Genomic DNA, 26,203 nt, shown 5'->3' with positions numbered 1-26,203 from the left:
GTCGCACCTGTCGGGCCCGTGGGTCCCGTCGCACCATCAGCACCATTGGCACCGGTCGCACCCGTGGCACCCTGCAGGCCAGTGGCACCCGTCGGACCCGTCGGCCCGGTAGCACCCGTCGCACCATCAGCACCATTGGCACCGGTCGCACCAGTCGCACCCTGCAGACCCGTCGCACCCGTCGGACCCGTCGGGCCCGTCGCACCATCAGCACCGGTCGCACCGGTCGCACCAGTGGCACCGGTCGCACCCTGCAGACCCGTCGCACCCGTCGGACCCGTCGCACCCGTCGCACCCGTCGGACCCGTCGCACCATCAGCGCCGGTCGCACCAGTGGCACCCTGCAGACCAGTGGCACCCGTCGGACCCGTCGGACCCGTCGCACCATCAGCACCGGTCGCACCAGTCGCACCAGTGGCACCGGTCGCACCCTGCAGACCCGTCGCACCCGTCGGACCCGTCGGACCCGTCGCACCATCAGCACCGGTCGCACCGGTCGCACCAGTGGCACCGGTCGCACCCTGCAGACCCGTCGCGCCCGTCGGACCCGTCGCACCCGTCGCACCCGTCGGACCCGTCGCACCATCAGCGCCGGTCGCACCAGTGGCACCCGGCGCACCCGGGGCACCCGTCGCACCCGTCGGACCCGTCGCACCATCAGCGCCGGTCGCACCAGTGGCACCCTGCAGACCAGTGGCACCCGTCGGACCCGTCGGGCCCGTCGCACCATCAGCACCGGTCGCACCAGTCGCACCGGTCGCACCGGTCGCACCCTGCAGACCCGTCGCACCCGTCGGACCCGTCGCACCGGTCGCACCCTGCAGACCCGTCGCACCCGTCGGACCCGTCGCACCGGTGGCGCCCTGCAGACCCGTCGCACCAGTCGCACCCGTCGCACCGGTCGCACCCTGCAGACCAGTGGCACCCGTCGGACCCGTCGGGCCCGTCGCACCATTAGCACCAGTGGCCCCGGTCGCACCGGTCGCACCGGTCGCACCCTGCAGACCCGTCGCACCCGTCGGACCCGTCGCACCGGTGGCGCCCTGCAGACCCGTCGCACCAGTCGCACCCGTCGCGCCGGTCGCACCCTGCAGACCCGTCGCACCCGTCGGACCCGTCGCACCCGTCGCACCCGTCGGACCCGTCGGACCCGTCGGCCCCGTTGAACCCTTCAGACCCGTCGCACCCGTCGGACCCGTCGGACCCGTCGGACCGGTGGGACCGGTGGGACCGGTGGGACCCGTCCCCGGGTAGCCGTCGCAGAACGGCACGGTGCCCTGCGTCAAGATGTATCGGGCGCTCATCCAGCCACTGGCGTCGGACAGCAGGTACCACAGGTTGTTGCCGCTGACGTTCTGGCCGACCACCTGGCAAGCGATGGATACAAGCCCGCCGGGAGGCACGCTGCCCACGATGGCTGACTGGGTGGTGGGAGCGCTGCGGATGCTCTGAGAGTTGTTGGAGATGACCTTCCCGGACACGCTGGCCAGAACTCGGCTGGCCATCACTCGGTCGGCCGCCTGCATACCCGTGGGGTTCGGCGCTCCGTGAGCGATGCCCATGGGGCACAGCGCCAGAGTCATACCCAGCGACATGGCACCCAGAGTCGAGCGAGACAGAATGTCCCAACTTCTCGTTTTATACATCTCGGTTCCTTACCGGTTCTGCGTGGACTGGAGCCGTGAATGTGGCAGGTGCAGCGAGTGATCGGCATATGCGCCACGCGCTGATATGCCGTACGAGCGCAGACGGCACCCCTTGTGGGTGAGGCAGACGCATCCATCTGTCCCTGTTTTCAGTCTAATTGGACCTATTGGTCATTTCGGCCGGACCGCCTGTGCGCCTCCGAGCATTCCGCGTCGCGACACGGTCCCCTGTTTTCGGCGCGTTGGCGTCGCTCTCCTCCGGTGGCCGCAACGGCCGACCCCGTACGCCGCACCAATTCGCGTGGGGCGTTATTCCATAAACGCAAGATTGGAAGATCCAGGTGTCAAATCTGATCGACCGCCCTACCGAAAAGCTGCCGGCCGCCCCGCCCCGCAAGCCGTCGATCTGCTTGTGCATGATCGTCAAGGACGAGGCGAAGGTCATCGAGCGATGCCTGAACTCCGTGCGTGACCTGGTGGATACCTGGGTCATCTCCGACACCGGCTCCCGTGACGGCACCCAGGAACTGATCCGCGCCACGTTCAAGGACATTCCGGGGGAGCTCCATGAGGATCCCTGGACCAACTTCGGCCACAACCGCACCCTGAACATCCAGCGCGCACGCGGCAAGGCCGACTACCTCCTCCTCATCGACGCCGACATGGCTGTCCGACGAGAGGGAAAGCTGTCCGCGCTCTCCGAACTCAGCGCCGATTCCTACATGTTGCGCCACCTGGGCGCCCTCGAATACCGCATCCCCCGGCTGGTCAAGGGGGACATCCTGTGGCGGTACGAGGGCGCGACCCACGAATACCTGACCACCGACCAGCAGCACACCGTCGCCGATCTCCAGGTCCTCAGCATCGAGCACTTCGCCGACGGCGGCTCACGCGGGGACAAGTTCACCCGGGACGTCCGTCTGCTGCGCGAGGACCTCAAGCGCGACCCGGACAATTCCCGCGCCGTCTTCTACCTCGCGCAGACCCTCCGCGACATGGGTGAGACCCGGGACTCGATCGCGGCATACGAACGCCGGGCCGGCATGGGCGGATGGGCCGAGGAGGTGTACTACGCCCTGCTCCAGGTGGGGGTGCTCAAGGCCGACAGCGGCGACTGGCCCGGCGCCCTGGAGGCTCTCACCCATGCGTGGGAATCCCGGCCGCAGCGGCTGGAGGCCTGCTACGAGCTGGTCTCCCGGCTGAGGAAGAAGGGGCGCTATCAAGCCGCACATGCCTTCGCCGTCGCCGGCCTCAACCGCCCCGCGCCCCAGGACTGGCTGTTCATGGAACCCTGGGTATACAGCTGGGGCCTGCTCTTCGAGCACTCCATCACCGCCTACTGGACCGGTGACGCGCACGGATCGCTGGCTTCCTGCGATCGCCTCCTCGCCATGCCCGACCTCCCGGCCAACTTCCGTGAGCAGACCATCAGCAACCGCAGATTCGCCGCCGATCGTGTCGCCGCGGGAACCGGCCGGTCGGCACCTGCCACCTTTGCCCGCCCACGGACCGCATGACGGACGCGCGGGACAGCTGAGGGGCTCCGGCCGCGACACGGAACAGGCCGCCTCGGCGGCACCGTGTCGCGGCCGGGGCGCTCACTTCCGGTGACAGCGCCTCGGTCTCCTCCTCGAAGGATTGGCCCCCCACCGGCGCGGCCGGCGGTACGGCGCCGCGTCGGGCGACCGGAATCCCATCCGCCTGTACCCGCTCACCGCCCGGCTCTTCGGCTTCCCCCGCGCCATCGCCCACGGCATCCGGACCGTCGCCCGCTCTCCGGCCAAGACACGGCACCCCGATGAACTCCCCTGGGTACGGGCCGACTTCAGGGCCCCGTCCGGCTGCCCGCCACCGCCACCTACGCCGCGGACGCCACCGGCTTCGAAGTGCGCTGCGTCGGCCGGATCCACCTCACCGGGCGGACGGGCCCGGCGGCTGCCAGGGACGGCCGTTCATAAGGTTCTCCAGCCCCGCCCAGGAGAAGTTCATCAAGGTGGCCGCGGCCTCCTTCACCGAGACGCCCGGGGTCTCGTTCGCCCACCCGGCGAGCGACTCCGCGGCTCCCACGAGCGCCTGCGCGAGCCCCGACACATCACGGTCGGGCAGCGCCGGATCGTGGTGCGCCTCGCGTGCCGCGGCCCCGATCAGCTCCGTCACGAAAGCAACGATCTCGTCCCGCATCGCCGTCACCTCGTCGGCGAAGGGCTCGCCGTGCGTACGCGCCTGGCGGTGCAGCACCGCCCACCCGTCCGGGTGCTCCGCCGTGTACGTGAAGAACGCCCGCAGCCCGGACCACAGCTGCCGATCGGCCGGCAATCCCGGCTCCGCCCCCGCCCGCACCGCTTCGACCAGCGCTTTCGCCTCGCGCCGGATACAGGAGGTGAAGAGTTCCTCCTTGGAGTTCAGATACAGATAGACGAGCGGCTTGGACACCCCCGCCAGCTCGGCGATCTCGTCCATGGAGGCGGCCCGGTAGCCACGCTGCCCGAAGGTCTGCACGGCGGCGTCCATCATCTGCTGCTCACGCACCGCCCGCGGCATCCGTTTGCTCTTCACCGCGCCCACGCCGACTTCCTCCCGCCCCCGGTGTGCCACTCCCCGGTAAGGGTACGGCGTGGGCCTACTCCCCCCGTCGTACGCAGGCAAGCGTGTGCTGCGCCCGGGGGGTACGGCCTCGGACGCAGCACACGGTGTCATTCTTCGATTCCGACAGGATCCAGCCCCCGATCGCGGGGCTCCGCTTCACGGAGCCCCGCGCCGTACCGTCCTACGGGATCAGGGCTGCGCAACTACCAGGAACCACGGCTCGTCCCAGATGAAGTTGTCATCGTTGGTGTCGCCGTGCGTCTCCCAGACCTCACCCTCGGTGGTCAACACCTTCACGTACGAGTCGTTGCCGTGGTCCACCAGGGAGATGGCACAGGCGGTTTCGGGGAAGTTCTCGTTGTTCGACAGGTCCACCCACGAGTAGTCCCCTTGCGGAGGCGCGGGGTTGGTGTCCCGGCGTCCGACGAACGCGCTCCCGTTGCTGAGTACGGCGCTGAACTCCTCCGCGTTGTTGGGGTCAAGGGAATCGATGTCAGCACACGGACCGGTGGGGCCGGTGGCACCCGTGTCGCCCTTCGGACCCGTGGGACCGGTGGGGCCGGTGGGGCCGGTGGGGCCGGTGGCACCCGTGTCGCCCTTCGGACCCGTGGCACCCGTGTCGCCCTTCGGACCCGTGGGACCGGTCGCGCCGGTGGCACCCGTGTCGCCCTTCGGACCCGTGGCACCCGTGTCACCCTTCGGACCCGTGGGGCCCGTGTCACCCTTCGGACCCGTGGGGCCCGTGGGGCCCGTGTCACCCTTCGGACCCTTGGGCCCGGTGGGACCCGTCGGCCCGGTGGGACCCACCTTGCACCTGTCCTTGTCACCGCCGCCGAGCGCAACCGACGCCTGCTCCGCGACCGACCTTTGCTTCTTCGGCTTCTTGGTCTTCTTGGGCTTCTCGACCCGGCACTTGTCACTGCCCGACGGAACTGCGACGCTGCTGCCGGCAACCGGACGCACCTGCTGCGCCGCGGCCACCGCGGGGCTTGCGAACCCCGTGACGATGAGGGCGATCGAGGCGACCGTGGTCCCGGTCAGCCATGCACGCCGCCGGGGAATGGGACCGAGAGAGGACCGCGTCCTGTTGTCAGGACTCATTCGCTGCTCCTTCCAGAGCTGAATCAAGTGAAGCCACAACGAAGCGTGTTCACGCTCCGGTCGGTTCATCGGATCTCGGAAGGAGTCGCTTTACAGCCGGGCGGCACTGTGTAACGCATTGGCCTATCGGCCACGTCCGGTCGGGTGTCGACACCGTGGCGCATCCGGCGTGCCGCAGTCGCACCGCCCGGCTCCGTACGTAACGTCACGCGCGCCTGTCCGCCGGGGAATTGGTGTTTCCGTGAAACCGTCTGTTTGCCTGTGCGTGGTCATCAAGAACGAGGCCGCGGTCGTCGAACGCCGCCCGTCCCGCTGCCCCACCCGGGGCCGGTACGACGCAGGAGCGCCCCCGGTCCTGCCGTGAGGCGGTCCGGGGGCGCTCCTGCATGCCGTGCGTGCGCGTGGTCACGCGGCGACGGGCACCCGCTCCGGCTCGGTGTCGCGCACCTCGTCGCCGTCGACCGGGGAGGAGGAGGCCGAGTTGTACGCGTCGTGGTCGAGGATCTTCTCGCGGGCCGAGACGATCACCGGGACCAGCGCCTGGCCCGCCACGTTGGTGGCCGTGCGCATCATGTCCAGGATCGGGTCGATGGCCATGAGCAGGCCGACGCCCTCCAGCGGGAGACCCAGCGTCGACAGGGTGAGGGTCAGCATGACCGTCGCACCGGTGAGACCGGCGGTGGCCGCCGAGCCGATCACCGAGACGAAGGCGATCAGGACGTAGTCGCCGACGCCGAGCTGCACGTCGAAGATCTGCGCGATGAAGATCGCCGCCAGCGCGGGGTAGATCGCGGCGCAGCCGTCCATCTTGGTGGTGGCGCCGAACGGGACGGAGAAGGAGGCGTACTCCTTCGGGACGCCGAGGCGCTCGGTGACCTTCTGGGTGACCGGCATGGTGCCGACCGAGGAGCGGGAGACGAAGGCCAGCTGGATCGCCGGCCAGGCGCCCTTGAAGAACTGCACCGGGCTGAGCTTGGCGACGGTGGCGAGCAGCAGCGGGTACACACCGAACAGCACCAGGGCGCAGCCGATGTAGACATCGGCGGTGAACGTCGCGTACTTGCCGATCAGGTCCCAGCCGTAGTCGGCGATCGCGTAGCCGATGAGGCCGACGGTGCCGATGGGGGCGAGACGGATGACCCACCACAGGGCCTTCTGGAGGAGCTCCAGGACGGACTCGCTGAGGGTGAGGATCGGCTGTGCCTTCTCGCCGAGCTGGAGCGCGGCGATGCCGGCGACGGCGGCCATGAAGACGATCTGGAGCACGTTCAGCTCGGTGAACGGCGTGATCACGTTGTCCGGGATGATGCCGGTGAGGAAGTCGAGCCAGGAGCCCGCGTGTTCGGGCAGCTTGCCGTCCTTCGGCGTGAGGCCCGTTCCGGAGCCCGGGTTGGTGACCAGGCCGATCGCGAGGCCGATGGCGACCGCGATCAGCGAGGTGATCATGAACCAGAGCAGGGTGCGGGTGGCCAGCCGGGCGGCGTTGTTGACCTTGCGCAGGTTGGTGATCGACACCAGGATCGCGAAGAAGACGAGGGGCGCGACGGCCAGCTTCAGCAGCTGGACGAAGATGTGGCCGACCTTGTCGAGCGTGGTGTAGAGCCAGCCGATGTCGTACGTACGCGTGAGCCAGCCGAGTACGACACCGAGGACGAGACCGGCGACTATCTGGGCCCAGAACGGGACCTTGGGTATACGGAAACCGGTGCCGGACGGACTGCCGGCAGCGGTGGACGCGGGGTTCGCGGACACGGACACACTCCAGATGTGACGCATCGGGGCGCACGGGGACGACTGTGCGGGGACGGGGGTGCGGCGCCCGCGTCAGGGGCGGCGCCGCTGCATGGTGCCGTTCAGACCTTGCGGCAACAGACCGCGGACATACAGCGGCAGAGGTCGACATGCAGGCGCTCCACGAGCGGGACGCTCGCGGCGTGTCGATGGCGCACTGCTGTCTTCATGCCGAACACGTTAACACTTGAACTTTGAGAAGCTCAAAGCTCTTCTTTGACCCCGAGGGGCCCGCACGGCCGCCGCTCTCCCGCCCTGGACCGCCCCGGAATCCGCGGGAACGACAAAACCCCAGTACAGGAGCGGGCGCTCCGGTGCTGGGGTTTCGAAGGAAAACTCTGTGGGTGTGAGGAAGCTTACGCAGCCCTCACGCCGTTGTCACCGCGTCACTGGGTGACGTGGTCCTCACGGGTCCGGTTCGCGTCGAGGCGCCCCTTGGCGCGGTCGACCGTGGCCACGATCTGCTCGGACATCTCGTCGCGCTGCTTGCGCAGCAGTACGAAGCTGAGCGGCGCGGACAGGATCAGGGCGAGCAGAATGACCCAAATGGGATTGGAGCCGTTCGTCCCGGCAGGCAGCAGGCCGAAGTGGACGGCCACGGCCGCGACGACGAGGCAGCCGACGAAGATACTGAGGCGCATCGCGGTGTACCGGATTGTCGCGCTCGGCTTGGCAGCGGACACAGTTGGCCTCTCTCTCAGGGTATGACGGTCCTTCGATCCTGCCCGACCAGTGAAGCATGCCCCGGAATCGATCACTTCGGAGGGCTGCACCAAAGGGGACGGAAGCGCCTCAGACGCCGAGCGGCAGCAGCATGATGATGTCGTCGCGATCGTCCCCCTCGGCCACCCGGATCGCATCGGGAACCCGCCCGACCTCCTTGTATCCGCACGAGGCGTAGAACCGGTCGACGCCGGTGCCGCCGCGGCAGGTGAGCCGGACGGCTTCGATCCCCTCGATCCCGCGGGCGGCCCGCGCCGCGGCGTCCATCAGGTCGCGCCCGTAGCCCTTGCCCTGGTGGCGCGGGTGGACCATCACCGTGTAGAGCCAGAGCCAGTGGGCCATCAGCCGGTGGCTGTTGAGGGCGAGGAAGGCCGTGGCCGCGACGGCACCGTCCTCGTCGCGCCCGATCAGCAGGCGGGTGCGCCCCTCGGCCATGGCGACCAGGTGCCTGACCAGCTCGGGCCGCACGTCGTCGGTCGTGACGGGTGGTACGAAGCCGACCGCGCCGCCCGCGTTGGAGACATCGGCCCACAGCTCGGCGATGCCGTCCCGCAGCGCGCGGTCGAAGGCGGGGTCCAGTTCGAATGTAAGTGCCATAGATGCAGATTAACCATTACCGGCTTGGCGCCTCAAACCAGGTCCGGAACGCGAGAAAGCCCCGGCCGAGGCCGGGGCTCCCGTGAAACCGAACCGCTGACGACGCGCGGGTCAGACGCGCATCGGCTGCGGCGACTCGCGCCGCCCGGCGTCCGGGCCCGGGTACTCGCGGATGATCTCGTACCGGGTGTTGCGCTCGACCGGCCGGAAGCCGGCGTCGCGGATCAGGTCCAGCAGATCCTCGCGGCCGAGCTTGTTCGGCGTGCCGTAGTTGTCCGCGTCGTGCGTGATCTTGTACTCGACGACCGAGCCGTCCATGTCGTCCGCACCGTGCTGGAGTGCGAGCTGGGCGGTCTGCACACCGTGCATCACCCAGAAGACCTTGACGTGCGGGACGTTGTCGAAGAGCAGCCGCGAGACCGCGAAGGTCTTCAGCGCCTCGGCGCCGGTCGCCATGGTCGTCCGCGCCTGGAGCTTGTTGCGGACCTTGCCGTCCTTCATGTCCACGAAGTCGTGCTGGTAGCGCAGCGGGATGAAGACCTGGAAGCCGCCGGTCTCGTCCTGGAGCTCACGCAGCCGCAGCACGTGGTCGACGCGGTGCCGGGGCTCCTCGATGTGCCCGTACAGCATGGTCGCCGGGGTCTTGAGCCCCTTCTCGTGCGCCAGGCGGTGGATGCGCGACCAGTCCTCCCAGTGGGTGTCGTGGTCCACGATGTGCTGGCGGACCTCCCAGTCGAAGATCTCCGCACCGCCGCCGGTCAGCGACTCCAGACCGGCCTCGATCAGCTCGTCCAGGATCTCGGAGGCCGAGAGCCCGGAGATGGTCTCGAAGTGGTGGATCTCGGTGGCTGTGAACGCCTTGAGGGAGACCTGCGGCAGGGCCTCCTTCAGCGCGCTCAGCGAACGCGGGTAGTACCGCCAGGGCAGGGTGGGGTGCAGCCCGTTGACGATGTGCAGCTCGGTGAGGTTCTCGCCCTCCATCGCCTTCGCGAGACGGACGGCCTCCTCGATGCGCATGGTGTACGCGTCCTTCTCGCCCGGCTTGCGCTGGAACGAGCAGTAGGCGCACGACGCGGTGCACACATTGGTCATGTTGAGGTGCCGGTTGACGTTGAAGTGCACGACGTCGCCGTTCTTGCGCGTGCGTACCTCGTGCGCCAGGCCGCCGAGCCAGGCCAGGTCGTCCGACTCGTAGAGGGCGATGCCGTCCTCACGGGTCAGCCGCTCCCCTGCGCGGACCTTCTCCTCCAGCTCGCGCTTGAGCCCGACGTCCATGCGGCTGCCTCCCAGTTGTCGACGTGCTGTGCGTTTCCCGGTGACGGGTGATACCAGATGAAACCCCCGGTCACCCGGGGGCCCCACCACGTTACGCCTACGGCTGCTCGGGGAGTTCTCCGACCCGGTTCTCCCACTTGGTGGAGAGCACGATCGTGGTACGCGTGCGCGAGACACCCCTGGTGCCGCTGAGCCGGCGGATGGTCTTCTCCAGGCCGTCCACGTCACCGACGCGCACCTTGAGCATGTACGAGTCGTCGCCCGCGATGAACCAGGCGTCCTCGATCTCCGCGAGGTCCTTCAGCCGACGCGCCACGTCCTCGTGATCGGCCGCGTCGGAGAGCGAGATGCCGATCAGGGCCGTGACCCCGAGCCCCAGGGACGCGGCGTCGACGGTGGCGCGGTAGCCGGTGATGACACCGGCGCTTTCCAGCCGGTTGATGCGGTCGGTGACGCTGGGCCCTGAGAGCCCGACGAGCCGTCCCAGCTCGGCATACGAGGCCCTGCCGTTCTCCCTGAGGGCCTGGATGAGCTGCCTGTCCACCGCGTCCATATGACTGAAACCTTCCATTGTTCAGCAGTATCGCGAGTTTACGTGTAGAATCTAAGGCATGCAGGCTCCAGCGCCTGCAAATCTTCCCGAACATCCAAAAAACGCTTTCGAATCTTCAGGAGTGAGAACACCGTGTACACGATCGAGATGGCCTACGCCCGGATGCGCGAGCTGCAGGACCTGGCCAACCGCTCGCGTGCCCACCAGCCCGCCGCCGCGCACCGGGTCGACCGGGCCCGCAAGCCGCGCGCCATGAAGAAGCGCTGACCACAGGCTCAGCCACGGGAGTCACGGGAGCCGCCACCGAGCTCTCCCTCCCACCGGCGGTACAGATCGTGCGGCACGCCCGCCGCGTCCAGTACCCGCCCGGCGACGAAGTCCACCAGATCCTGGATGTGCGTCGCCCCCGCGTAGAACGCCGGAGAGGCGGGCAGCACCACGGCGCCCGCCTCGTCCAGGCTCACCAGATGCTTCAGCGTCTGTCCGTTCAGCGGAGTCTCCCGCACCGCGACGACCAGCCTCCGCCGCTCCTTGAGCGTCACGCTCGCGGCCCGCTGGAGCAGATCCTTCGAGAGCCCGAGCGCCACTCCGGCCACACAGGCCGTCGAGGCCGGGACGATCAGCATCCCCTTCGCCGGGTACGACCCCGAGGACGGCCCCGCTCCCAGATCACCGGCCGCCCAGTAACGTACGCCCTCGATGTCCACGTCGAAGGTGTGCGGCTTCCCGTCCGCCCCGCGCGCCAGCCAGCTGCGCAGATCCTCCTGCCAGTGCCCGTCGCGGAACGCGATCCCGGTCTCGTCCAGCAGCGTCAGCCGCGAGGCCCGGCTCACCACCAGGTCGACGCTCTCCCCTGCGGCCAGTAGACCGCGCAGCACGGCGGCGGCAAATGGGGTGCCTGAAGCGCCTGAAACCCCAACAATCCAAGGCTGTCGCTGGTGCTGACTCACTGAAGTCCCGGAATCCACACTCCTGAGCCTATCCGGCGGTACGAAACCGGAACTGAGCAAGGTGCCTCGGGCGTTCCAGGGGAGGGAACAGGGACAGCAGGCAACGGCAAGGAACGACAGAGGACGGCAGGGGGGCACGATGACCGCATCGTCGGACCGGTCCGCGCCGGCATGGACCGCGGGCGAGCGCGCGAAGAGCGCGGCCAAGCTGATGCTGGGCTGGGTGGCGTTCCTCTGGCTGCTCGAAGTCGTCGACGCCGCGACCGGCCATTCACTGGACTCGTTCGGGATCGAGCCCCGCCGGGCCGGCGAGCTGCTGGACGTGGTGCCCGCGTCCTTCATCCACTTCGGCTTCGGCCATGTCGCCTCCAACAGCGTGCCGCTGCTGGTCTTCGGCTTCCTGGCGGCGCTGAGCGGCGTCCGCAGATTCGCCGCCGTGGCCGCGATGATCATCGTGGTCGACGGGCTCGGCGTCTGGCTGGTCTCACCGGACGGTTCCAACACGGCCGGCGCGTCCGGGCTGGTCTTCGGCCTCTTCGGCTATCTGCTGGTCCGGGGTTTCGTCGACCGCAGGGCGCTCGACATCGCCGCCGGTCTGGTGGTCGGCGCGATATGGGGCTCGTCGATCCTGGTGGGGCTCTCCCCCGCCAACACCTCGGTCAGCTGGCAGGGCCATCTGTTCGGGCTCGCGGCGGGCGTGGCGGCGGCGTTCGTCTTCCGCCGCCACGCGCGTGGCCGGGGTTCGGCGACGCTTGCCCCGCCGCTCGTACCGTAGAGCGCGGACGGATCCCGTGGTGTCCGGGTCAGCCCTCGCCCTGGCCGGCGCTCCCCATCGGGCCGACCTTCACCTGGGAGCCGGAGCCGTCCGTGACGGGCAGCGTGGCGGCGCCCGGCCAGTCGAGGGTGACCGACTTCGTCTCGTCCGGCGGGGTCACCACCAGGCCCGTGATGCGGACGCCGGAGCCGCCCGACTCGTTGATCGGGTAGTTGATGCCGAAGTACACCGACTTCCCGTCCTTGAGGGTCATCGGAGTGGCCTTCTCACCGGTGCGCTCCGCCGACAGCGACCCCGAGCTGGTCTTCAGGTCGACGCCCGCGTACCCGGAGAGCACGCAGTCCCGGCCGCCGCCGTTCTTCAGCTCCACCGCGACGGTGCCGTCGGGGTCGCCGTCGATGGTGCTGTCCGTCGCTGTGATCTCCAGCTCGTCGGTGCGGCACTTGCCGACCTTGCCGTTCATGTTGGAACCGGTCCCGGCGGCCGTGCCCTGTCCGCCGGACCCCTTCCCTGCGGAGGCCTTCCCGTCGCTCTGGTCCGAAGCACCCGAGCCCGAACCGCCGCTCGTGGAGGACGCGGACGACGGGGCGGTCCGTCCCAGGTCGTCCTCGCCGTTCTGACAGGCCGTGAGCGAGAGACCGGCGACAACGGCCAGGGCGGCGAAAGTGAGCTTCTGTACGCGCATGGTTTCTTCCTCGGTGTCGGTGGGGGGTGTCGGCCGCTCGGCACGGTCGGTACCAGCGAACGTTTCTGATCACCAAGAGGCGGCCGTCCCTGCGAGGCGTTCCGCCCAACCACCCGCTAATACACCGCTGTTACACACACAGCCGGGCACCGCGCGCACCACCACCGGGCACACCCCGCCCGCGCCCCTCCCCTGCCGCCGTCCGCCCCCCGCCGCCGACGGTTCCCGCCACCGTTGCGCACCTCTTCACCACCGCGGCCCGCTGGGACGGACTCGTAACGCAACGGTCCTTGACCACAACAGGTGACATGCCTCGGCCCGCCCCGCCCGCGCCCGGGGCGGACGTCCGTCCAGGACGAGGTCCTGGGTCGGCCGGACACGGCCCCCGGGCAGGCTCAGGCGGTCAGGCCCCGCACCAGCAGGTCCAGCAGGGCGCACACGAAGAGCGCGATCCCGATGAAGCCGTTGACCGAGAAGAAGGCCCGGTTCAGCCGGGACAGATCGTGCGGCCGCACCACCCGGTGCTCGTACACGAACGCGACGGCGACGATCGCCATGCCGAGCCAGTAGAACAGCCCGGCCTGCGTGGCCAGCCCGAACCAGACCAGCAGCCCGGTCGTCACCACATGGCAGACCCGCGCCCCCCACAGCGCAGCCGGGATGCCGAAGCGGGCCGGCACCGAGAGCACCCCGTGCGCCCGGTCCGCCTGGACGTCCTGGCAGCCGAAGATCAGGTCGAAGCCGCCGATCCAGATCCCGACCGCGAGACCGAGAATCACCGCGTCCCACGACCAGCTGCCGGTCACCGCGAGCCAGGCGCCGATCGGCCCTATGGCCTGTGCGATGCCGAGTATGGCGTGCGGGTAGTGGGTGAACCGCTTCCCGTACGGATAGACCACCATCGGCACGACGGCGACCGGCGCGAGTGCCAGACAGAGCGGGTTCAGCAGCGCTGCCGCGCCGAGGAAGAAGACGACGGCGACGAGCGCCCCCGTCCACGCCGACTTCACCGAGACCGCCCCGGTGACCAGCTCCCGGCTCGCGGTACGCGGGTTACGGGCGTCGATCTCCCGGTCGATGATCCGGTTGCAGGCCATCGCGAAGGTCCGCAGCCCCACCATCGCGACCGTGACGAGCAGCAGGGTGCCCCAGTGGATGGCCCTGTCCGCCTGGAACATCGCGGTCAGGGCGGCGATGTACGCGAAGGGCAGCGCGAAGACCGAGTGCTCGATCATCACGAGCCGCAGGAACGCCTTGACCCTGCTGTTCGGCTGTACGGGCCCTGAGCCCAGTGCTGCTTCGGCGGCGCTCACAGTCCGTATTCCTTCCACCGGCGGTCGACCTTCGCCGCCGTCTCGGGGTCGGACTCGACCATGTCCGGCCAGCCTCCGTCCCGGGTGTAGCCCTCCTCGGGCCACTTCTTCGTCGCGTCGATGCCCGCCTTGCCGCCCCAGAACTGCTGGTAGGAGGCATGGTCGAGATGGTCGACGGGGCCCTCGGTGACCGTCAGGTCCCGTGCGTAGTCGGTGTTGCCGAGCGCCCGCCACGCCACCTCGTGCAGATCGTGGACGTCGCAGTCGGAGTCGACGACCACGATCAGCTTGGTCAGCGACATCATGTGCGCACCCCAGATGGCGCTCATCACCTTCTGGGCGTGCTTCGGGTACTTCTTGTCGATCGAGACGATCGCGCAGTTGTGGAAGCCGCCCGCCTCCGGCAGGTGGTAGTCCACGATGTCCGGCACGATGATCTTGAGAAGCGGCAGGAAGAACCGCTCGGTGGCCCGTCCCAGCGGCCCGTCCTCGGTCGGCGGCCGGCCCACCACGATCGACTGGAGCAGCGGACGCTTCCGCATGGTCACGCAGTCGATGGTCAGTGCGGGGAACGGCTCCTGCGGTGTGTAGAAGCCGGTGTGGTCGCCGAACGGCCCCTCGGGAAGCATCTTCCCGGGCTCCAGCCACCCCTCGATGACCACTTCCGCCTGGGCCGGGACCTGGAGCGGCACGGTCTTGCAGTCGACCATCTCGATCCGCTTGCCCTGGATGAACCCGGCGAAGAGGTACTCGTCGATGTCCCCCGGCAGCGGCGCGGTGGAGGCGTACGTCACCGCGGGCGGCGCACCGAACGCGATGGCGACCGGCAGCCGTTCGCCGCGCTTGGCGGCGACCTGGTAGTGGTTGCGGCTGTCCTTGTGGATCTGCCAGTGCATCCCGATGGTGCGGCGGTCGTGGCGCTGGAGCCGGTACAGCCCCAGGTTCCGCACGCCGGTCTCCGGGTGTTTGGTGTGCGTGAGGCCCAGATTGAAGAAGGAGCCGCCGTCCTCGGGCCAGGTGAAGAGCGCGGGCAGCAGGTCCAGGTCCACGTCGTCGCCGGTGAGGACGACCTCCTGCACCGGGGCGCTCTCCTGCTTCACCTTCTTCGGCGGCACGTGCACCATCGAGCCGAGCTTGCCGAAGGCCTCGCGCACCCCGACGAAGCCGTGCGGCAGCTCCGGCTTGAGCAGCCCGCCGATCTTGTCGCTGATGTCGGCGTACGACTTCAGCCCGAGCGCCTTGAGCAGTCGCTTGTCGGTCCCGAAGACATTCATGGCCAGGGGCATCGAGGACCCCTTGACGTTCTCGAAGAGCAGTGCGGGGCCGCCCGCCTTGTTCACCCGGTCGACGATCTCGCCGACCTCCAGGTAGGGGTCGACCTCGGCCTTGATGCGCTTGAGCTCGCCCTCGCGCTCCAGGGCCCGGAGGAGGGAACGAAGATCGTCGTAAGCCATGCCGTCCAGTTTGTCATCACCGTCGCCGATCACCCCGCGGACCCCACCCGACCGGTTCGCGACCCGGCCGCCCCCGCGTCCCGCGGCCGGTTCACCCTGCTCGACGTGATATGTCACGGACACCGGCTACTCTGGGCCCGAACCGGGGCGGGACAAGCCCCGCCAACTCTCCGCAGGGGGACCTTTCCATCATGTTCCGGGCCCTGATCTATCTCGTGCCTCTGGCGCTGACGATCTACGCGTTCATCGACTGCCTGAACACCCCCGAGGACGAGGCCAAGCACCTTCCGAAGATCGCCTGGGTCTTCATCATCCTGCTGTTCTGGATCGTGGGCCCGATCGTCTGGCTGGCCGCCGGCAAGATGCGCCACGCGCCCGCCGGAGGCCGTACACCGTCCGAATGGCACCGCAACCACCGCTCGCAGTGGGTGGCGCCGGACGACAATCCGGAGTTCCTGAAGGCACTGAAGGAAGAGAACAAGAAGGACGAGTCGCTCCTCAAGGACTGGGAGGCCGATCTGCGCCGCCGCGAGGAGGAGCTGAAGCGCCGTGAGAACGGGGAGAGCCCGAGCCCTTCGGGCGAGTAGCTCCCCGCGGACCGGGACGGCGATCCCTCGCTGCACGCGGAGACAGCGGCCTTCCGCCGAACCCGCTCGATCGTTCGAAATTCCTCTCCACTCCCCAACACCCGGGCGATACCCTTGTGTTGACGGTGTGACAGATCGGATGGAGCGTCGAGGCTGGGGGTGCTGTGGAGAGAGAGCTGTACGGGCGCGAGGCGATCTTCGGCAACGACGGACTTGCGGCGCGCCTGACCGGCCTCACTCCGTACGGCTCCGCCCGGGTCGTCTACGAGCACCGCGACGATCTCCCGGTCGCCGTGCTGACCGGTGGCCGCGGCATGGGCAAGACGGCCGTCCTCAAGCAACTGCGCCATCTGTACCGGGAGATCACCCCGGTCGCCCTGGTCGACTGCGAGGCCGTGGTGGCGCCCGAGGACGCGGGCCCCGGCTGGACCCCGGTCACCGGCGCGCTGCCGGAGCTCGCCACCCAGCTGACGGCCAGGGTGCGTGCCGCGCGTCCGGTGCAGTTCCCCCGGCTGAGCCTCGGGCTCGTGGCGGTCGCCTCCATCTCCTGGACCCGTGAGGACGAGACCCGGGCCCGGCGGGACCTCCAGTCGCTCGGCCCGATGCTGGCAACGGTCGACGGCCGCGGGGACGCGGCGACCGGCTGGGTCACCAAGGTGCTGACCAAGCTGGCCGCCAGCGCCTTCGACTCGGTGGCCCCGATGGCCGGGATGATCGCGGAAGCCACCGTCGAGACGGTCCTGGAGGAGTCGTTCAGCCGCTTCCAGCGCCGTTCGGCCGACTGGTACGGCGGCTACCCGCACGCGGGCGGCAACGGCCGGATAGGGCTGCGGCAGCTGGCGGTCGATTTCGAGCGCGGCGGCGATCTGCGCCGCCGGGCCGAGGACCATCTGGTGCTGGCGCTGGCCGCGGACCTGGTCGCGGCCTACGGGGGTCTGTCCTGGGGCGCCCGCCGGGGCCGTCCGGTGCTGCTCGTCGACAACGCGCACACGCCGCTGGGCCGGCAGCTGGTGGAGCCGTTGCTGCGGCAGCGGGCCGCCGGGGTGCTCGACCGGATCGCGGTGTTCGCCTCCTCGCGGGTCCGGGACCACGAGGGGCTGAGCCATGCGGTGCGGCGGCGGCTGCCGGAGGTGGCGCACGGCTCGCACTGGTCCAGGGGTACGGGGGTGACCTCCGGGATCCTGGCCGTGGAGCTGACCCCGCTGGGCCCGGAGGAGGTGCGCTCCGCGTTCGACCGGCACGACCGGACGGGCCGTGTCCCGGCCGGGCTGGCCCGTGGGGTGCACCGGCTGACGGGCGGGCGTCCGCTGGCGGTGGAGCTGCTGGCGCTGGCGGCGGGCGGGGCGCCGGAGTCCGCCTCGCTGGTGCCGGGGTCGCTGCTGGACCGCACGGTGGAGGTGCGCGAGGACCGGGCGCCGGCCCTGGTGGCGGACGAGCTGCTGGCACGGCTGCTGCCGGGACCCGAGCAGCGGCTGGACTTCCTCGGCGTGCTGGCCGCCGCGCACGGCGAGGACTCGGCACGGCTGCTGGCCGAGAGCCGGCTGGGCCGGGGGTCGCCGGACGGCGATGTGGCGCTGCGAATGCGCGATGCGCTGCGGGCCGAGGACTGGCCGGTCGGGCCCGTCCACTTCGTCGCCGATCCGCTGCTGCGGGCGCTGCTGCTGCACCGTCTCCGGTTCCAGGACGGCGACCATCCGTCGTACGCGGTGTGGCAGGCCGTGCATGTCACGCTGCGCGGGGCGTACGGCCCCGGCGGTCGCCGCCCGAGCGTCCCGCATCTGCTGCACCAGAAGCTGGTGCTGGGCGACGCGGAGGCGTGCGTGGGCCATCTGCGGCTGCGGTTCGACGAGCCGGACGTGGCGGTGTGGCTCGACTCGCTGCGCTTCATCGCCTCGGCGCCGTACCCGCGTACGCGCGGATCCGCCGGCCCCGACCCGCGGCGCGCGGTCGCGCTCGGCCGGGCCGACAACGCGCCGCCGAGCAGGCTCGAACCGGCGGCCGCCGAGCTCCATGTGCAGCTGCGCCGGCTGCTGCACGCCGTATGGCTGCTGTCCGATCCACTGGCCCTGCCGGACGAAGAGGTGATCGACAAGATGGCGCACGAACTGCGGCAACTGTCCGGCAGGCATCCGACGGGCAACAGCCTGCTGTGGGACGCGGCGACGCACTGGCCGCGGGACATCAGGGCCTGGCGTCCGCTGTCCATGCCACCCGGGGAACCGGGCACGGGCGACGGCGGGCCGGGACGGCGCCGGGAGAACGGCGGCCCCGATGCGTAATCCACTGCGCTACCGCCTCTGGTACACGGCCCGGCAGAAGGTCGTCACCTCGGTCGTGGCCGCCGCCCTGGTGATCACGTCCGGCTGGTACGGCATCGGCCGGCTCACCGCCCCCGAGGACCGCTCCTGCGCGCCGGGGGTCGAGCGGCCGCTGGGCAGCGACGAGTGCGTCGGCGTCTCCGCTGACGGCTACGACTTCGGACGGCCGAAGCTGACCGAGGTCGCCGCGGCCATCGCCCGCGAGAACGACACCCTGAAGCCCGGCCGGTACGCGACGGTCGCGCTGCTGCTGCCGCTGACGTCGACGGACGCGGCGATGCAGACGAAGATGCAGCGCGAGCTCCAGGGCGCGTTCGCCGAGCAGTACCGGGCCAACCGCCTCTCCAACGATCAGGTGCCGAAGATCCGGCTGGTGCTCGCCAACACCGGGAAGAACAACCTGCTGTGGCGGCCGACGGTGGACCGGCTGAAGAGGATGACCGGGGCCCCGGACAACCTGCGGGCCGTGTCGGGGGTCGCGACCAGCAGTACGCAGGTCAAGTCGGCGGTCAAGGCGCTGACCGCCGCGCACATCGCGGTCGTCGGCACCACGATCACGGCCGACGACATCGCCAACGGCCCGAAGGGCGACCCGTTCCCCGGCCTGGCCCGGGTCTCCCCGACCAACCGGGACGAGGCGCGCGCCCTGGCCCACTTCGGCCAGGTCAAGGCGGACAAGGCACTGCTGGTGCAGGACACCCGTACCGGGGACCACTACACGGACACACTGCGGGCCGCCTTCACCTCGCTGGTGAAGGGCACCCGGTACCAGCCGGAGCTGTTCACCTCGCGCAGCGACCCCAATGACGAGGGCACCACGGCCAACACCTTCCAGCAGATCACGCACCTGATCTGCGACACGGACGCGGAGACGGTGTTCTTCGCCGGACGCCACGTCCAGCTGCGGCAGTTCATCAACGCGCTCGGGGCCCGCGGCTGCCAGAGCCGCGCGTTCACGATCCTGACCGGTGACGAGGGCTCGTACCTCGGCATCGACAAGAAGCTCGACCGGAGCGCGCTGCGCCGGAAGGTGACCGTCCGCTACGCCTCGCTGGCGCATCCGGACGCCTGGGCGACGGAGAAGGGCGGGGCCGCCACGGGCGGTTCCGCGGCGGACTACCGCGCCTTCCTGGACCTGCTGGCCACGGTGTCGAAGAAGCCCGCGGGCCCGATCGGTCCGACGGATCACCAGGCCCTGACCGACGGCCAGGTGATCACCGCGCACGACGCGATGACGCTGGCGGTGCAGGCCGTCCGGCAGGCGACCCCGGAGGGCAAGCGGCTGCCGCGGCTCGCGGACGTGGGCGAGCAGTGGCCGCGGGTGAAGGGCTCGCTGCGGGTGTCGGGGGCCGGTGGGTGGATCTGCCTGGACAACCACGGCAACCCGTACAACAAGGCGGTTCCGGTGGTGGAGCTGGCGCCCGAGGACGCCGGTCAGCGGTTCGTGTCGATCGCCTGGCCGGAGGGCAGGCCGCCGGACGCGAAGTGCATGCCGCCGTCCTCGGCGCCGTGAGGCCGCCTCTCACCGCTCGGCCGCCACGTACTCCTCGCGCAGCCCGGCCCACCGCACCGGGGTCCACTTCGACCAGTCGGCCGGGTATCCGTCAAGCGCGTCCACGAGGTAGCCGAAGTGGTCGTGCCAGCCCGCCAGGCAGTCCAGGCGCAGCTCGTCGTCGCCCCGGAACCCATTGGTGAACCGCAGCAGCACATGGTCGCCGCGCGGGGGTTCCAGGTGGAAGCGGATGCGGCCGTGAATCCCTTCGAGGGTGTATTCGGCGACCCGCTCGACGTCCCAGGCGGTGACCCTGCCGGAGGCGACCGTGGCCCGGCCCTCCGGGCCGGTGTTGAGCCAGCGGAGCGTGATCGCGCCGCCCACCCGCGGTTCGAAGGGATCGGCGGCGGCGAGCCAGCCGGGCAGCCCCCTGGAACTGGCAACGGCTGCCCACACCCGCGGAACGGGGTGGGGCAGCCGTAGCACGAACCTCAGAGTGTGCAGGTCACCATGGGTCTCGCTGGTTCCGGGCTCGATGACGGGGGGCGCATCGGTCATGGTTCCAGCGTGGCCCGGCGGTGCGGGATCCGCACCCGTACAGGACCTGCTCAGACGCCGGCGTAGGAGTGCTTGCCGGTGACGAAGATGTTCACGCCGTAGTAGTTGAAGAGCCAGCAGCCGAAGGCGATCAGCGCCAGGTAGGCGGCCTTGCGGCCCTTCCAGCCCGCGGTGGCGCGTGCGTGCAGGTAGCAGGCGTACGCGACCCAGGTGATGAAGGACCAGACCTCCTTGGGGTCCCAGCCCCAGTAGCGGCCCCATGCGTCGCCCGCCCAGATGGCGCCCGCGATGATCGTGAACGTCCACAGCGGGAAGACGGCGGCGTTGATGCGGTACGAGAACTTGTCGAGCGTCGCGGCGGCGGGCAGCCGGGAGAGCACGGACTGGGCGAACGAACCGGGCTGACCGCCGTTCGCGAGCTTGCTCTCGTAGCTGTCGCGGAAGAGGTAGAGCAGGGTGGCGACCGCACCGAGGTAGAAGACGGCGCCGCAGAGGATGGCGGTGGAGACGTGGATCCACAGCCAGTACGAGTGCAGCGCGGGCACCAGCTGGTCGCTGTCGGTGTAGAGCCAGGTGGTCGCGATGCCGAGGTCCAGCAGGACGGTGGTGACCAGGAGCAGTCCCATCCAGCGGACGTTCTTCTTCAGCGCGAGCAGGGTCAGGTACGCGCCGACCGCCACCGTGGAGAAGGTGATGGAGAACTCGTACATGTTGCCCCAGGGGGCACGCTGCACGGACATCGCGCGGGTGATGACTCCGCCGGCCTCGACGAGGAAGGCGAGCACGGTCATGGAGACCGCCATGCGCCCGTAGAGGTCGCCCTTGAACGTGCCGCCGGCCGCGCCGGGCCCGTCCGGCACGTCGCGGGTACCGGCCGCGGAGCGCGTGACGATCTTCGGGCGGTCCAGTACGGCGGTGCCGCCGCCCTTCTGCGCGACCTGCACCTTCACCGAGCCGCCGGCGCCCGCGCCCTCGGCCCCGGTCAGCGCGGCGGCGGTGCGGCCGACCTTGCTGCGGCTGCCGAACACCCATTCCGCGATGTGCGCGAAGAACGCCAGGGTGTAGACGGCCATCGACGAATAGATCAGCACATTGCTGGTGTGCGCCAGGTTCTCGTTGGTTGCGGCGGCGAGATTCACTTCTCAGCCCCTTCGGCAGGTTCTTCGGAGGATTCTTCGACGGAGTCGGAATCCGGTTCGGGGGATGAACCGGGCTCGGTATCGGTGCCGGGCGCGGTATCGGCCTCGGGCGCGGCGGGCGCCGAGGCGATGAGCGTGACCGCGAGATCGGCCAGCTCCTCGGGAAGCTTGGCGGACTCGCTGCGGCCGAGACCCGCCATTTCGACGACCGTGACACCGTCCGCGCCGGTGACCGCCCGTACCCAGACCCGGCGCCGCTGGATGAAGAGCGAGCCCGCGAGTCCGGCGATCGCGGCGACGGCCCCGGTGAGCGCCCAGCCACTGGCCGGCTGCTCCGAGATCTGGAAGCTGGCCCACTCCTGGATGCCTTCGAAGGTGATGGAGCCCGCGCCGTCGGGCAGCTTCATCGTCTCGCCGACCAGCAGGCGCTGCTTGAGCTGGTTGCCGTCGGCGTCCTTGAACTCCTTCATCTTGGTCTTGTCCAGCTGGTACACGTTCTGCGCGAGGCCGGAGTCGGGACCGAGGTAGCCGTAGTAGCCGTTGAGGGCCAGTACGGGCATGTCGGGAGCCGGGAACTGCGAGAACATCGTGCCCTTGCCGTTGCCCGCGAAGGTCGGCACGAAGAACGCCTGGAAGCCCAGCTGGGTCTTCTTGCCGTTCTTGTCGCGGTAGCCGTCGAACACCTTGATCGCACCGGTCGAGGTGACGTTGTTGTCGATGGGCAGCAGCGGCACCGCGTTGCGGTAGACCTCCTTGCCCCTGCCGTCCTTGACCGAGACGATGGGCGCGTAGCCGTGCGCGTTGAGATAGACCTTGGTGCCGTCGACGACGAGGGGCTCGTTGACCCTGATGACGGTCTTCTGCGGCTTGCCGTACGCGCCCTTCTCGTACGTCACATGGGCCTCGTAGGTCCTGGGCGTACCGATCTGGGGGCCGCTGCGCTCGTACGTACCGGTGAACTTGTCGAGCGTGAAGCTGAACGGGACGAGCGAGTCGTCGTCGAAGAGCGAGCCGGACTTGAAGTCGTCGTACTGGGTGAGCGTGTTGGAGAAGCCGTCGCCCTCGACGATCAGCTTGCCGCCCTCGGACTTGAAGAGCTGTCCGAAGGCGAACGCCACCAGCATCACGATCAGGGCGACATGGAAGACCAGGTTCCCGGCCTCGCGCAGATAGCCCTTCTCCGCAGCGATCGCGTCGCCCACGATGTGCGCGCGGTAGCGCCGCTTGCGCATCATCGCGAGCGCGGCCTCGCGGACCTGCTCGGGCCCGGCCTCGGTGCGCCAGGTGGTGTACGCGGGCAGCCTGGTGAGGCGCTTGGGGGCGCCCGGCGGCCGGCTGCGCAGCTGGCCGATGAACTGGCCGGTGCGCGGCACGATGCAGCCGATGAGCGAGATGAACAGCAGGATGTAGATCGCGGAGAACCACACCGAGCTGTAGACGTCGAAGAACTGGAGCTTCTCGTAGATCGGCGAAACGGTGGTGTGGGCCTTCTTGAAGGTCTCCACCTTCATCTCGTCCACGCTGTTCTGCGGGATCAGCGAGCCGGGGACGGCGCCGAGCGAGAGCAGGAAGAGCAGGATCAGCGCGACCCGCATCGAGGTGAGCTGCCGCCAGAACCAGCGGGCCCAGCCGATGACGCCCATGGCGGGCAGTCCGGCCGCGCTCTCCTCGCGCGGGGCGGTGGAGAGCTGGGAGCCGGCGGCGCCCAGTTCGGGGGCGTTCTCCCGGTCCCGCTCGTCCGGGCGCTCGCGCTCGGGGGCGGGGGGGTTGGACTTGGTGTTGCTCATGGAACTCAGATCCCCACCGTGAAGCCGTCGGACCAGCCCTGCAATTGCTGCATCATCGTGCCCCACACGCCGGTCAGCAGGAGCAGACCGGTCGCGATCATCATGACGCCACCGATGCGCATGACCCATGCGTAGTGCCGCTTGACCCAGCCGAACGCGCCGAGCGCCTTGCGGAAGGCGACGGCGGCGAGCACGAAGGGGACGCCGAGGCCGAGGCAGTACGCGACGGTCAGTATCGCCCCGCGTACGGCGGTGCCCTGTTCCAGGGCGAGCATGCTCACCGAACTGAGCGTCGGGCCGAGGCACGGGGTCCAGCCGATCCCGAAGAGGGCGCCCAGCAGCGGTGCGCCCGCCAGCCCGGTCACCGGCCTCTTGTGGATGCGGAACTCACGCTGCGTCATCCAGGGCATCAGGCCCATGAAGAAGATCCCCATCAGGATCATCAGCACGCCGAGGATCTTGGTGAGGATCCCGCTCTGCTCCTGGAGGGTCTGGCCGAAGAAGCCGAAGAGGGCGCCGCCGGAGACGAACACGGCGGTGAAGCCGAGCACGAAGAGCGAGGCGCCCGCGACCATCCGTCCGCGCCGGGCCTGCGCCAGGTCCGTGCCGCTGACCCCGGTGACGTAACTGAGGTATCCGGGGACGAGCGGCAGGACGCACGGCGAGAAGAACGAAACCAGACCGGCGAGTGCGGCCAGGGGCAGGGCGACGATCAGCGCCCCGTCCACGATGGTCGGGTTCTCGCCCTGGAGCGCGGCAAGGGTGTGCACGGAATCACTTCTCCGCGATCAGCGGGTCGATCATCTTGTGCAGCTTGTCGGAGTCGAGCGCGGTCAGCGAACGCGCGGCGATCTTCCCGTCCCGGTCCAGCACCACGGTCGACGGGATCGCCTGCGGACGCAGCGTGCCCTTGGGGAAGCGGAGCATGAGCTTGCCGGTCGGGTCGTAGAGGCTCGGGTAGGGGACCCCGTAGTCCTTCTCGAAACTGATCGCGGGGCCCTTCTTGGGGTCCCGGGTGTTGATCCCGACGAACTGGACGCCCTTGTCCTTCGTCTCCTTCGCCACCCGCGTGAAGTACTGGGCCTCCAGGCGGCAGGGCCCGCACCACGAGCCCCACATGTTCAGTACGACGACCTTGCCCTTGTAGTCGGCGACGTCGAGCTGCTTGCCTTCGAGGGTCTCGCCGTCCAGCTTCGGGGCGGGCTTGCGGTCGCCCTTGTCCACGGTGGAGATGCCGCCGCTGCCCGTGACGAAGTTCGTGTTGCCACCGCCGCCGGCCTTGTTGCCGTCCCCGCCGCACGCGGTCAGCGTGAGGGCGAGGGCGGCGGCCGCTGCGGGGGCGGCGAGCAGGGTGAAGCGGCGTCGGGGTGCGCGGCCATAGCTCATGTGAAAAGTTTCGCATGGCTGTTTCGACGATCTCGGGCACCCCCCTCGGTGCCCGTAAAGCCCGTTGTCAGGCTTGTTTAAAGAAGGCGTTCCAGCCGCCTTCGGGGGACTGTCCGACCCCCAGCGTGCGGAGCTTGTCGAGCACGGCCGGGGTCTGGACGTCGAGCCAGTCGACGAACTGCCGGAAGGAGACGAGGCGCACATCCGGCTTCCCCGCTATTTTCTTGAGCACTGCCTCTACGGCGTCCATGTAGATGCCGCCGTTCCACTCCTCGAAGTGGTTTCCGATGTAGAAGGGTGCGCGATTCGTCGAGTACGCGCGGTTGAAACCGGCGAGGTACGACTGGGTGGCCTGCTCGCGCCATTCGGGGTAGCGCGACGGCATGCCCTTGGTCGAATTCAGCGACTGGTTGGCGAGGATGTTGTAGTCCATCGAGAGCACCTCGAAGCTGTGCCCCGGGAACGGCATGGCCTGGAGCGGCAGATCCCAGACGCCCTCCCGCTTCTTGGGCCAGATCTGGGTGCCGCCGGGGGAGCTGGCGTCGTAGCGCCAGCCGAGCTTGCTCGCCGTGGGCAGCAGATTTTCCTGGCCGAGCAGACAGGGGGCGCGACCGCCGATCAGTTCCTTGCGGTAGTCGAAAGGAAGCGGATCGAGGTCGGTCCAGCCGGTGTTCGTACGCCATTCGGTGACGAAGGAGACCGCCTGATCGATTTCGCTCCGCCACTGGGCGGAGGACCAGTTCGCGACCGATCCGGAACCGCTGCAGAAATGCCCGTTGAAGTGGGTTCCTATCTCGTGCCCGTCGAGCCAGGCCTGACGGACGTTCTTCAGCGTCTCCTTGATGTGACCGTCGGTGAGATATCCGATGTCGGAAGCACCGATGCGGTTGTTGGGCGGCCGGTACATGGACTTCTTCGACTCGGGCAGCAGATAGATCCCGGACAGGAAGAAGGTCATCGCCGCGTCGTGATCCTTGGCGAGTTCCAGAAAGCGCGGGAAGAGTCCGTTGCCGACCTCGCCCGCCCCGTCCCAGGAGAAGATCACGAACTGCGGCGGCGTCTGCCCGGGTTCGAGCGGGACCGGCTTGGCGGGCTGGTGCGGCTGCTTCCCGGTGTCCGCGGTGGAACCGTCACCGATCTTCCGGACGTCCTTCTTCTCGGACCCGGTTCCGCGCGTGCTTCCGTCGGAACCCTTCTCCCCCGTGGTCCCCGACCGGCTCGTGTCCGAGGAGCCGAAGGTGCCGCAGCCCGCCACCCCGACGGCGGCGGCGGCTCCCAGTCCGGCTCCGAGCAGACCCCTCCGGCTGATGTCACGCATGATTACCCCATCTGCGGTCGTTTTGCCTAAAGTCCATACAAACTGGCGATCACTTAGATGATGGAATCAACACGGGGGTTCCGCGAATTAACACATGATTCTTTGTATGACTAGGCCTCAGTCGCGATCGACCACATGGCCCAGCAGGTGGCGTGGGAGCATCGCTTCA

At 69.2% G+C, this 26,203-nt stretch carries 24 protein-coding genes and 1 pseudogene; 8 read left to right on the top strand and 17 right to left on the bottom strand.

Features of this window, described 5'->3' with window-relative positions; translation table 11 throughout:
* The first annotated feature begins 1,987 nt into the window (after nt 1-1,987).
* Entirely contained in the window at nt 1,988-3,163 is a 1,176-nt protein-coding gene (locus IE107_RS32275; protein ID WP_229867418.1) for a tetratricopeptide repeat-containing glycosyltransferase, read from the top strand.
* A 100-nt stretch (nt 3,164-3,263) separates the two neighbouring features.
* A pseudogene (locus IE107_RS32270) lies at nt 3,264-3,604 on the top strand (MaoC/PaaZ C-terminal domain-containing protein); the annotation flags it as partial.
* On the opposite strand, the gene IE107_RS32265 reads toward IE107_RS32270, so the two are convergent.
* Nucleotides 3,558-4,187, bottom strand: coding sequence for a TetR/AcrR family transcriptional regulator (locus tag IE107_RS32265; RefSeq protein WP_189547909.1), 630 nt, complete (start codon nt 4,185-4,187; stop codon nt 3,558-3,560). The pseudogene IE107_RS32270 and the gene IE107_RS32265 overlap by 47 nt on opposite strands.
* A 234-nt stretch (nt 4,188-4,421) precedes the next feature.
* On the bottom strand, nt 4,422-5,333 hold the full coding sequence (locus IE107_RS35845) for a collagen-like domain-containing protein (RefSeq protein ID WP_189547907.1): 912 nt from the start codon (nt 5,331-5,333) through the stop codon (nt 4,422-4,424).
* Nucleotides 5,334-5,574: 241 nt separating this feature from the next.
* Between IE107_RS35845 and IE107_RS35840 the strand changes: the two genes are divergently transcribed.
* Nucleotides 5,575-5,697, top strand: a complete 123-nt coding sequence (locus IE107_RS35840; protein WP_268246632.1) for a hypothetical protein — start codon at nt 5,575-5,577, stop codon at nt 5,695-5,697.
* A 41-nt stretch (nt 5,698-5,738) separates the two neighbouring features.
* On the opposite strand, the gene IE107_RS32255 is transcribed toward IE107_RS35840, so the two are convergent.
* From IE107_RS32255 to IE107_RS32235, 5 genes are all read right to left on the bottom strand, one after another.
* Nucleotides 5,739-7,085, bottom strand: coding sequence for a dicarboxylate/amino acid:cation symporter (locus IE107_RS32255; protein WP_189547906.1), 1,347 nt, complete (start codon nt 7,083-7,085; stop codon nt 5,739-5,741).
* A gap of 425 nt (nt 7,086-7,510) precedes the next feature.
* A complete protein-coding gene (locus tag IE107_RS32250) occupies nt 7,511-7,765 on the bottom strand; it encodes a DUF4229 domain-containing protein (protein WP_189547905.1) in 255 nt (84 codons plus the stop codon).
* Between the two features lie 151 nt (nt 7,766-7,916).
* Nucleotides 7,917-8,444, bottom strand: coding sequence for a GNAT family N-acetyltransferase (locus IE107_RS32245; protein ID WP_189547904.1), 528 nt, complete (start codon nt 8,442-8,444; stop codon nt 7,917-7,919).
* A 111-nt stretch (nt 8,445-8,555) separates the two neighbouring features.
* Nucleotides 8,556-9,719 (bottom strand): aminofutalosine synthase MqnE, encoded by a 1,164-nt coding sequence (gene mqnE / locus IE107_RS32240; RefSeq protein ID WP_072488132.1) that lies wholly within the window; start codon nt 9,717-9,719, stop codon nt 8,556-8,558.
* A 97-nt stretch (nt 9,720-9,816) separates the two neighbouring features.
* Entirely contained in the window at nt 9,817-10,272 is a 456-nt protein-coding gene (locus IE107_RS32235; RefSeq protein WP_189547903.1) for an Lrp/AsnC family transcriptional regulator, read from the bottom strand.
* Nucleotides 10,273-10,404: 132 nt separating this feature from the next.
* Here IE107_RS32235 and IE107_RS35835 point away from each other — a divergent pair, with 132 nt between their 5' ends.
* Nucleotides 10,405-10,539 (top strand): hypothetical protein, encoded by a 135-nt coding sequence (locus IE107_RS35835; RefSeq protein WP_268246631.1) that lies wholly within the window; start codon nt 10,405-10,407, stop codon nt 10,537-10,539.
* 8 nt (nt 10,540-10,547) lie between these two features.
* Here IE107_RS35835 and IE107_RS32230 read toward each other — a convergent pair whose 3' ends face one another.
* Nucleotides 10,548-11,222, bottom strand: coding sequence for a UbiX family flavin prenyltransferase (locus IE107_RS32230; protein WP_189547902.1), 675 nt, complete (start codon nt 11,220-11,222; stop codon nt 10,548-10,550).
* Nucleotides 11,223-11,361: 139 nt separating this feature from the next.
* On the opposite strand from IE107_RS32230, the gene IE107_RS32225 reads away from it, so the two are divergent.
* Complete coding sequence (locus IE107_RS32225; RefSeq protein WP_189547901.1) at nt 11,362-11,997, top strand: rhomboid family intramembrane serine protease; 636 nt, start codon at nt 11,362-11,364, stop codon at nt 11,995-11,997.
* Nucleotides 11,998-12,025: 28 nt separating this feature from the next.
* Here the strand turns inward: IE107_RS32225 and IE107_RS32220 are convergent, their stop codons facing one another.
* The 3 genes from IE107_RS32220 to IE107_RS32210 all read right to left on the bottom strand — a co-directional run bounded on the left by IE107_RS32220 (nt 12,026) and on the right by IE107_RS32210 (nt 15,449).
* The gene (locus IE107_RS32220) at nt 12,026-12,682 is read right to left on the bottom strand and encodes a DUF4232 domain-containing protein (RefSeq protein WP_189547900.1); all 657 of its coding nucleotides are present in this window, start codon (nt 12,680-12,682) and stop codon (nt 12,026-12,028) included.
* Nucleotides 12,683-13,077: 395 nt separating this feature from the next.
* Entirely contained in the window at nt 13,078-13,995 is a 918-nt protein-coding gene (mqnP, locus tag IE107_RS32215; protein WP_189547899.1) for a menaquinone biosynthesis prenyltransferase MqnP, read from the bottom strand.
* Nucleotides 13,992-15,449: a menaquinone biosynthesis decarboxylase gene (locus IE107_RS32210; RefSeq protein WP_189547898.1), complete on the bottom strand. Its 1,458-nt coding sequence runs from the start codon at nt 15,447-15,449 to the stop codon at nt 13,992-13,994. Before IE107_RS32210 ends, mqnP begins: the two co-directional genes overlap by 4 nt.
* Nucleotides 15,450-15,640: 191 nt before the next feature.
* Between IE107_RS32210 and IE107_RS32205 the strand changes: the two genes are divergently transcribed.
* The 3 genes from IE107_RS32205 (at nt 15,641) to IE107_RS32195 (ending at nt 19,867) form a co-directional block, all read left to right on the top strand.
* Nucleotides 15,641-16,036 carry a PLD nuclease N-terminal domain-containing protein gene (locus IE107_RS32205; RefSeq protein WP_189547897.1) on the top strand — a complete coding sequence of 132 codons (396 nt, stop codon included), beginning with the start codon at nt 15,641-15,643 and terminating at the stop codon, nt 16,034-16,036.
* Nucleotides 16,037-16,200: 164 nt separating this feature from the next.
* The gene (locus tag IE107_RS32200; RefSeq protein ID WP_229867416.1) at nt 16,201-18,315 is read left to right on the top strand and encodes a hypothetical protein; all 2,115 of its coding nucleotides are present in this window, start codon (nt 16,201-16,203) and stop codon (nt 18,313-18,315) included.
* On the top strand, nt 18,308-19,867 hold the full coding sequence (locus IE107_RS32195; RefSeq protein WP_189547896.1) for a type 1 periplasmic-binding domain-containing protein: 1,560 nt from the start codon (nt 18,308-18,310) through the stop codon (nt 19,865-19,867). The genes IE107_RS32200 and IE107_RS32195 overlap by 8 nt, the downstream gene beginning before the upstream one ends.
* A gap of 9 nt (nt 19,868-19,876) precedes the next feature.
* Here the strand turns inward: IE107_RS32195 and IE107_RS32190 are convergent, their stop codons facing one another.
* The 6 genes from IE107_RS32190 to IE107_RS32165 form a co-directional block, all read right to left on the bottom strand.
* Nucleotides 19,877-20,404, bottom strand: a complete 528-nt coding sequence (locus tag IE107_RS32190; protein ID WP_189547895.1) for an SRPBCC domain-containing protein — start codon at nt 20,402-20,404, stop codon at nt 19,877-19,879.
* Nucleotides 20,405-20,454: 50 nt separating this feature from the next.
* Nucleotides 20,455-21,543, bottom strand: coding sequence for a c-type cytochrome biogenesis protein CcsB (gene ccsB, locus IE107_RS32185; RefSeq protein WP_189547894.1), 1,089 nt, complete (start codon nt 21,541-21,543; stop codon nt 20,455-20,457).
* The gene (resB, locus tag IE107_RS32180; RefSeq protein WP_189547893.1) at nt 21,540-23,330 is read right to left on the bottom strand and encodes a cytochrome c biogenesis protein ResB; all 1,791 of its coding nucleotides are present in this window, start codon (nt 23,328-23,330) and stop codon (nt 21,540-21,542) included. The genes ccsB and resB overlap by 4 nt, the downstream gene beginning before the upstream one ends.
* A 5-nt stretch (nt 23,331-23,335) precedes the next feature.
* Nucleotides 23,336-24,100 (bottom strand): cytochrome c biogenesis CcdA family protein, encoded by a 765-nt coding sequence (locus IE107_RS32175; RefSeq protein ID WP_189547892.1) that lies wholly within the window; start codon nt 24,098-24,100, stop codon nt 23,336-23,338.
* Nucleotides 24,101-24,104: 4 nt separating this feature from the next.
* Nucleotides 24,105-24,716, bottom strand: coding sequence for a TlpA family protein disulfide reductase (locus IE107_RS32170; RefSeq protein WP_189547891.1), 612 nt, complete (start codon nt 24,714-24,716; stop codon nt 24,105-24,107).
* A 67-nt stretch (nt 24,717-24,783) separates the two neighbouring features.
* Nucleotides 24,784-26,034, bottom strand: coding sequence for a polysaccharide deacetylase family protein (locus IE107_RS32165; RefSeq protein ID WP_189547890.1), 1,251 nt, complete (start codon nt 26,032-26,034; stop codon nt 24,784-24,786).
* Between the last annotated feature and the right edge of the window lie 169 nt (nt 26,035-26,203).

Origin of the sequence: Streptomyces gelaticus (genome assembly GCF_014649535.1) — a bacterium.
Taxonomy (GTDB): domain Bacteria; phylum Actinomycetota; class Actinomycetes; order Streptomycetales; family Streptomycetaceae; genus Streptomyces; species Streptomyces gelaticus.
This window is presented reverse-complemented; position numbering and strand designations above follow the sequence as displayed.

Coding starts and splice junctions, on each gene's coding strand:
- IE107_RS32265 (WP_189547909.1), bottom strand. CDS start 4,187: ATGCCGCGGGCGGTGCGTGAGCAGCAGATGATGGACGCCGCCGTGCAG.
- IE107_RS35845 (WP_189547907.1), bottom strand. CDS start 5,333: ATGAGTCCTGACAACAGGACGCGGTCCTCTCTCGGTCCCATTCCCCGG.
- IE107_RS32250 (WP_189547905.1), bottom strand. CDS start 7,765: ATGCGCCTCAGTATCTTCGTCGGCTGCCTCGTCGTCGCGGCCGTGGCC.
- IE107_RS32245 (WP_189547904.1), bottom strand. CDS start 8,444: ATGGCACTTACATTCGAACTGGACCCCGCCTTCGACCGCGCGCTGCGG.
- mqnE (WP_072488132.1), bottom strand. CDS start 9,719: ATGGACGTCGGGCTCAAGCGCGAGCTGGAGGAGAAGGTCCGCGCAGGG.
- IE107_RS32235 (WP_189547903.1), bottom strand. CDS start 10,272: ATGGACGCGGTGGACAGGCAGCTCATCCAGGCCCTCAGGGAGAACGGC.
- IE107_RS32225 (WP_189547901.1), top strand. CDS start 11,362: ATGACCGCATCGTCGGACCGGTCCGCGCCGGCATGGACCGCGGGCGAG.
- IE107_RS32220 (WP_189547900.1), bottom strand. CDS start 12,682: ATGCGCGTACAGAAGCTCACTTTCGCCGCCCTGGCCGTTGTCGCCGGT.
- IE107_RS32210 (WP_189547898.1), bottom strand. CDS start 15,449: ATGGCTTACGACGATCTTCGTTCCCTCCTCCGGGCCCTGGAGCGCGAG.
- IE107_RS32205 (WP_189547897.1), top strand. CDS start 15,641: ATGTTCCGGGCCCTGATCTATCTCGTGCCTCTGGCGCTGACGATCTAC.
- IE107_RS32195 (WP_189547896.1), top strand. CDS start 18,308: ATGCGTAATCCACTGCGCTACCGCCTCTGGTACACGGCCCGGCAGAAG.
- IE107_RS32190 (WP_189547895.1), bottom strand. CDS start 20,404: ATGACCGATGCGCCCCCCGTCATCGAGCCCGGAACCAGCGAGACCCAT.
- resB (WP_189547893.1), bottom strand. CDS start 23,330: ATGAGCAACACCAAGTCCAACCCCCCCGCCCCCGAGCGCGAGCGCCCG.
- IE107_RS32170 (WP_189547891.1), bottom strand. CDS start 24,716: ATGAGCTATGGCCGCGCACCCCGACGCCGCTTCACCCTGCTCGCCGCC.
- IE107_RS32165 (WP_189547890.1), bottom strand. CDS start 26,034: ATGCGTGACATCAGCCGGAGGGGTCTGCTCGGAGCCGGACTGGGAGCC.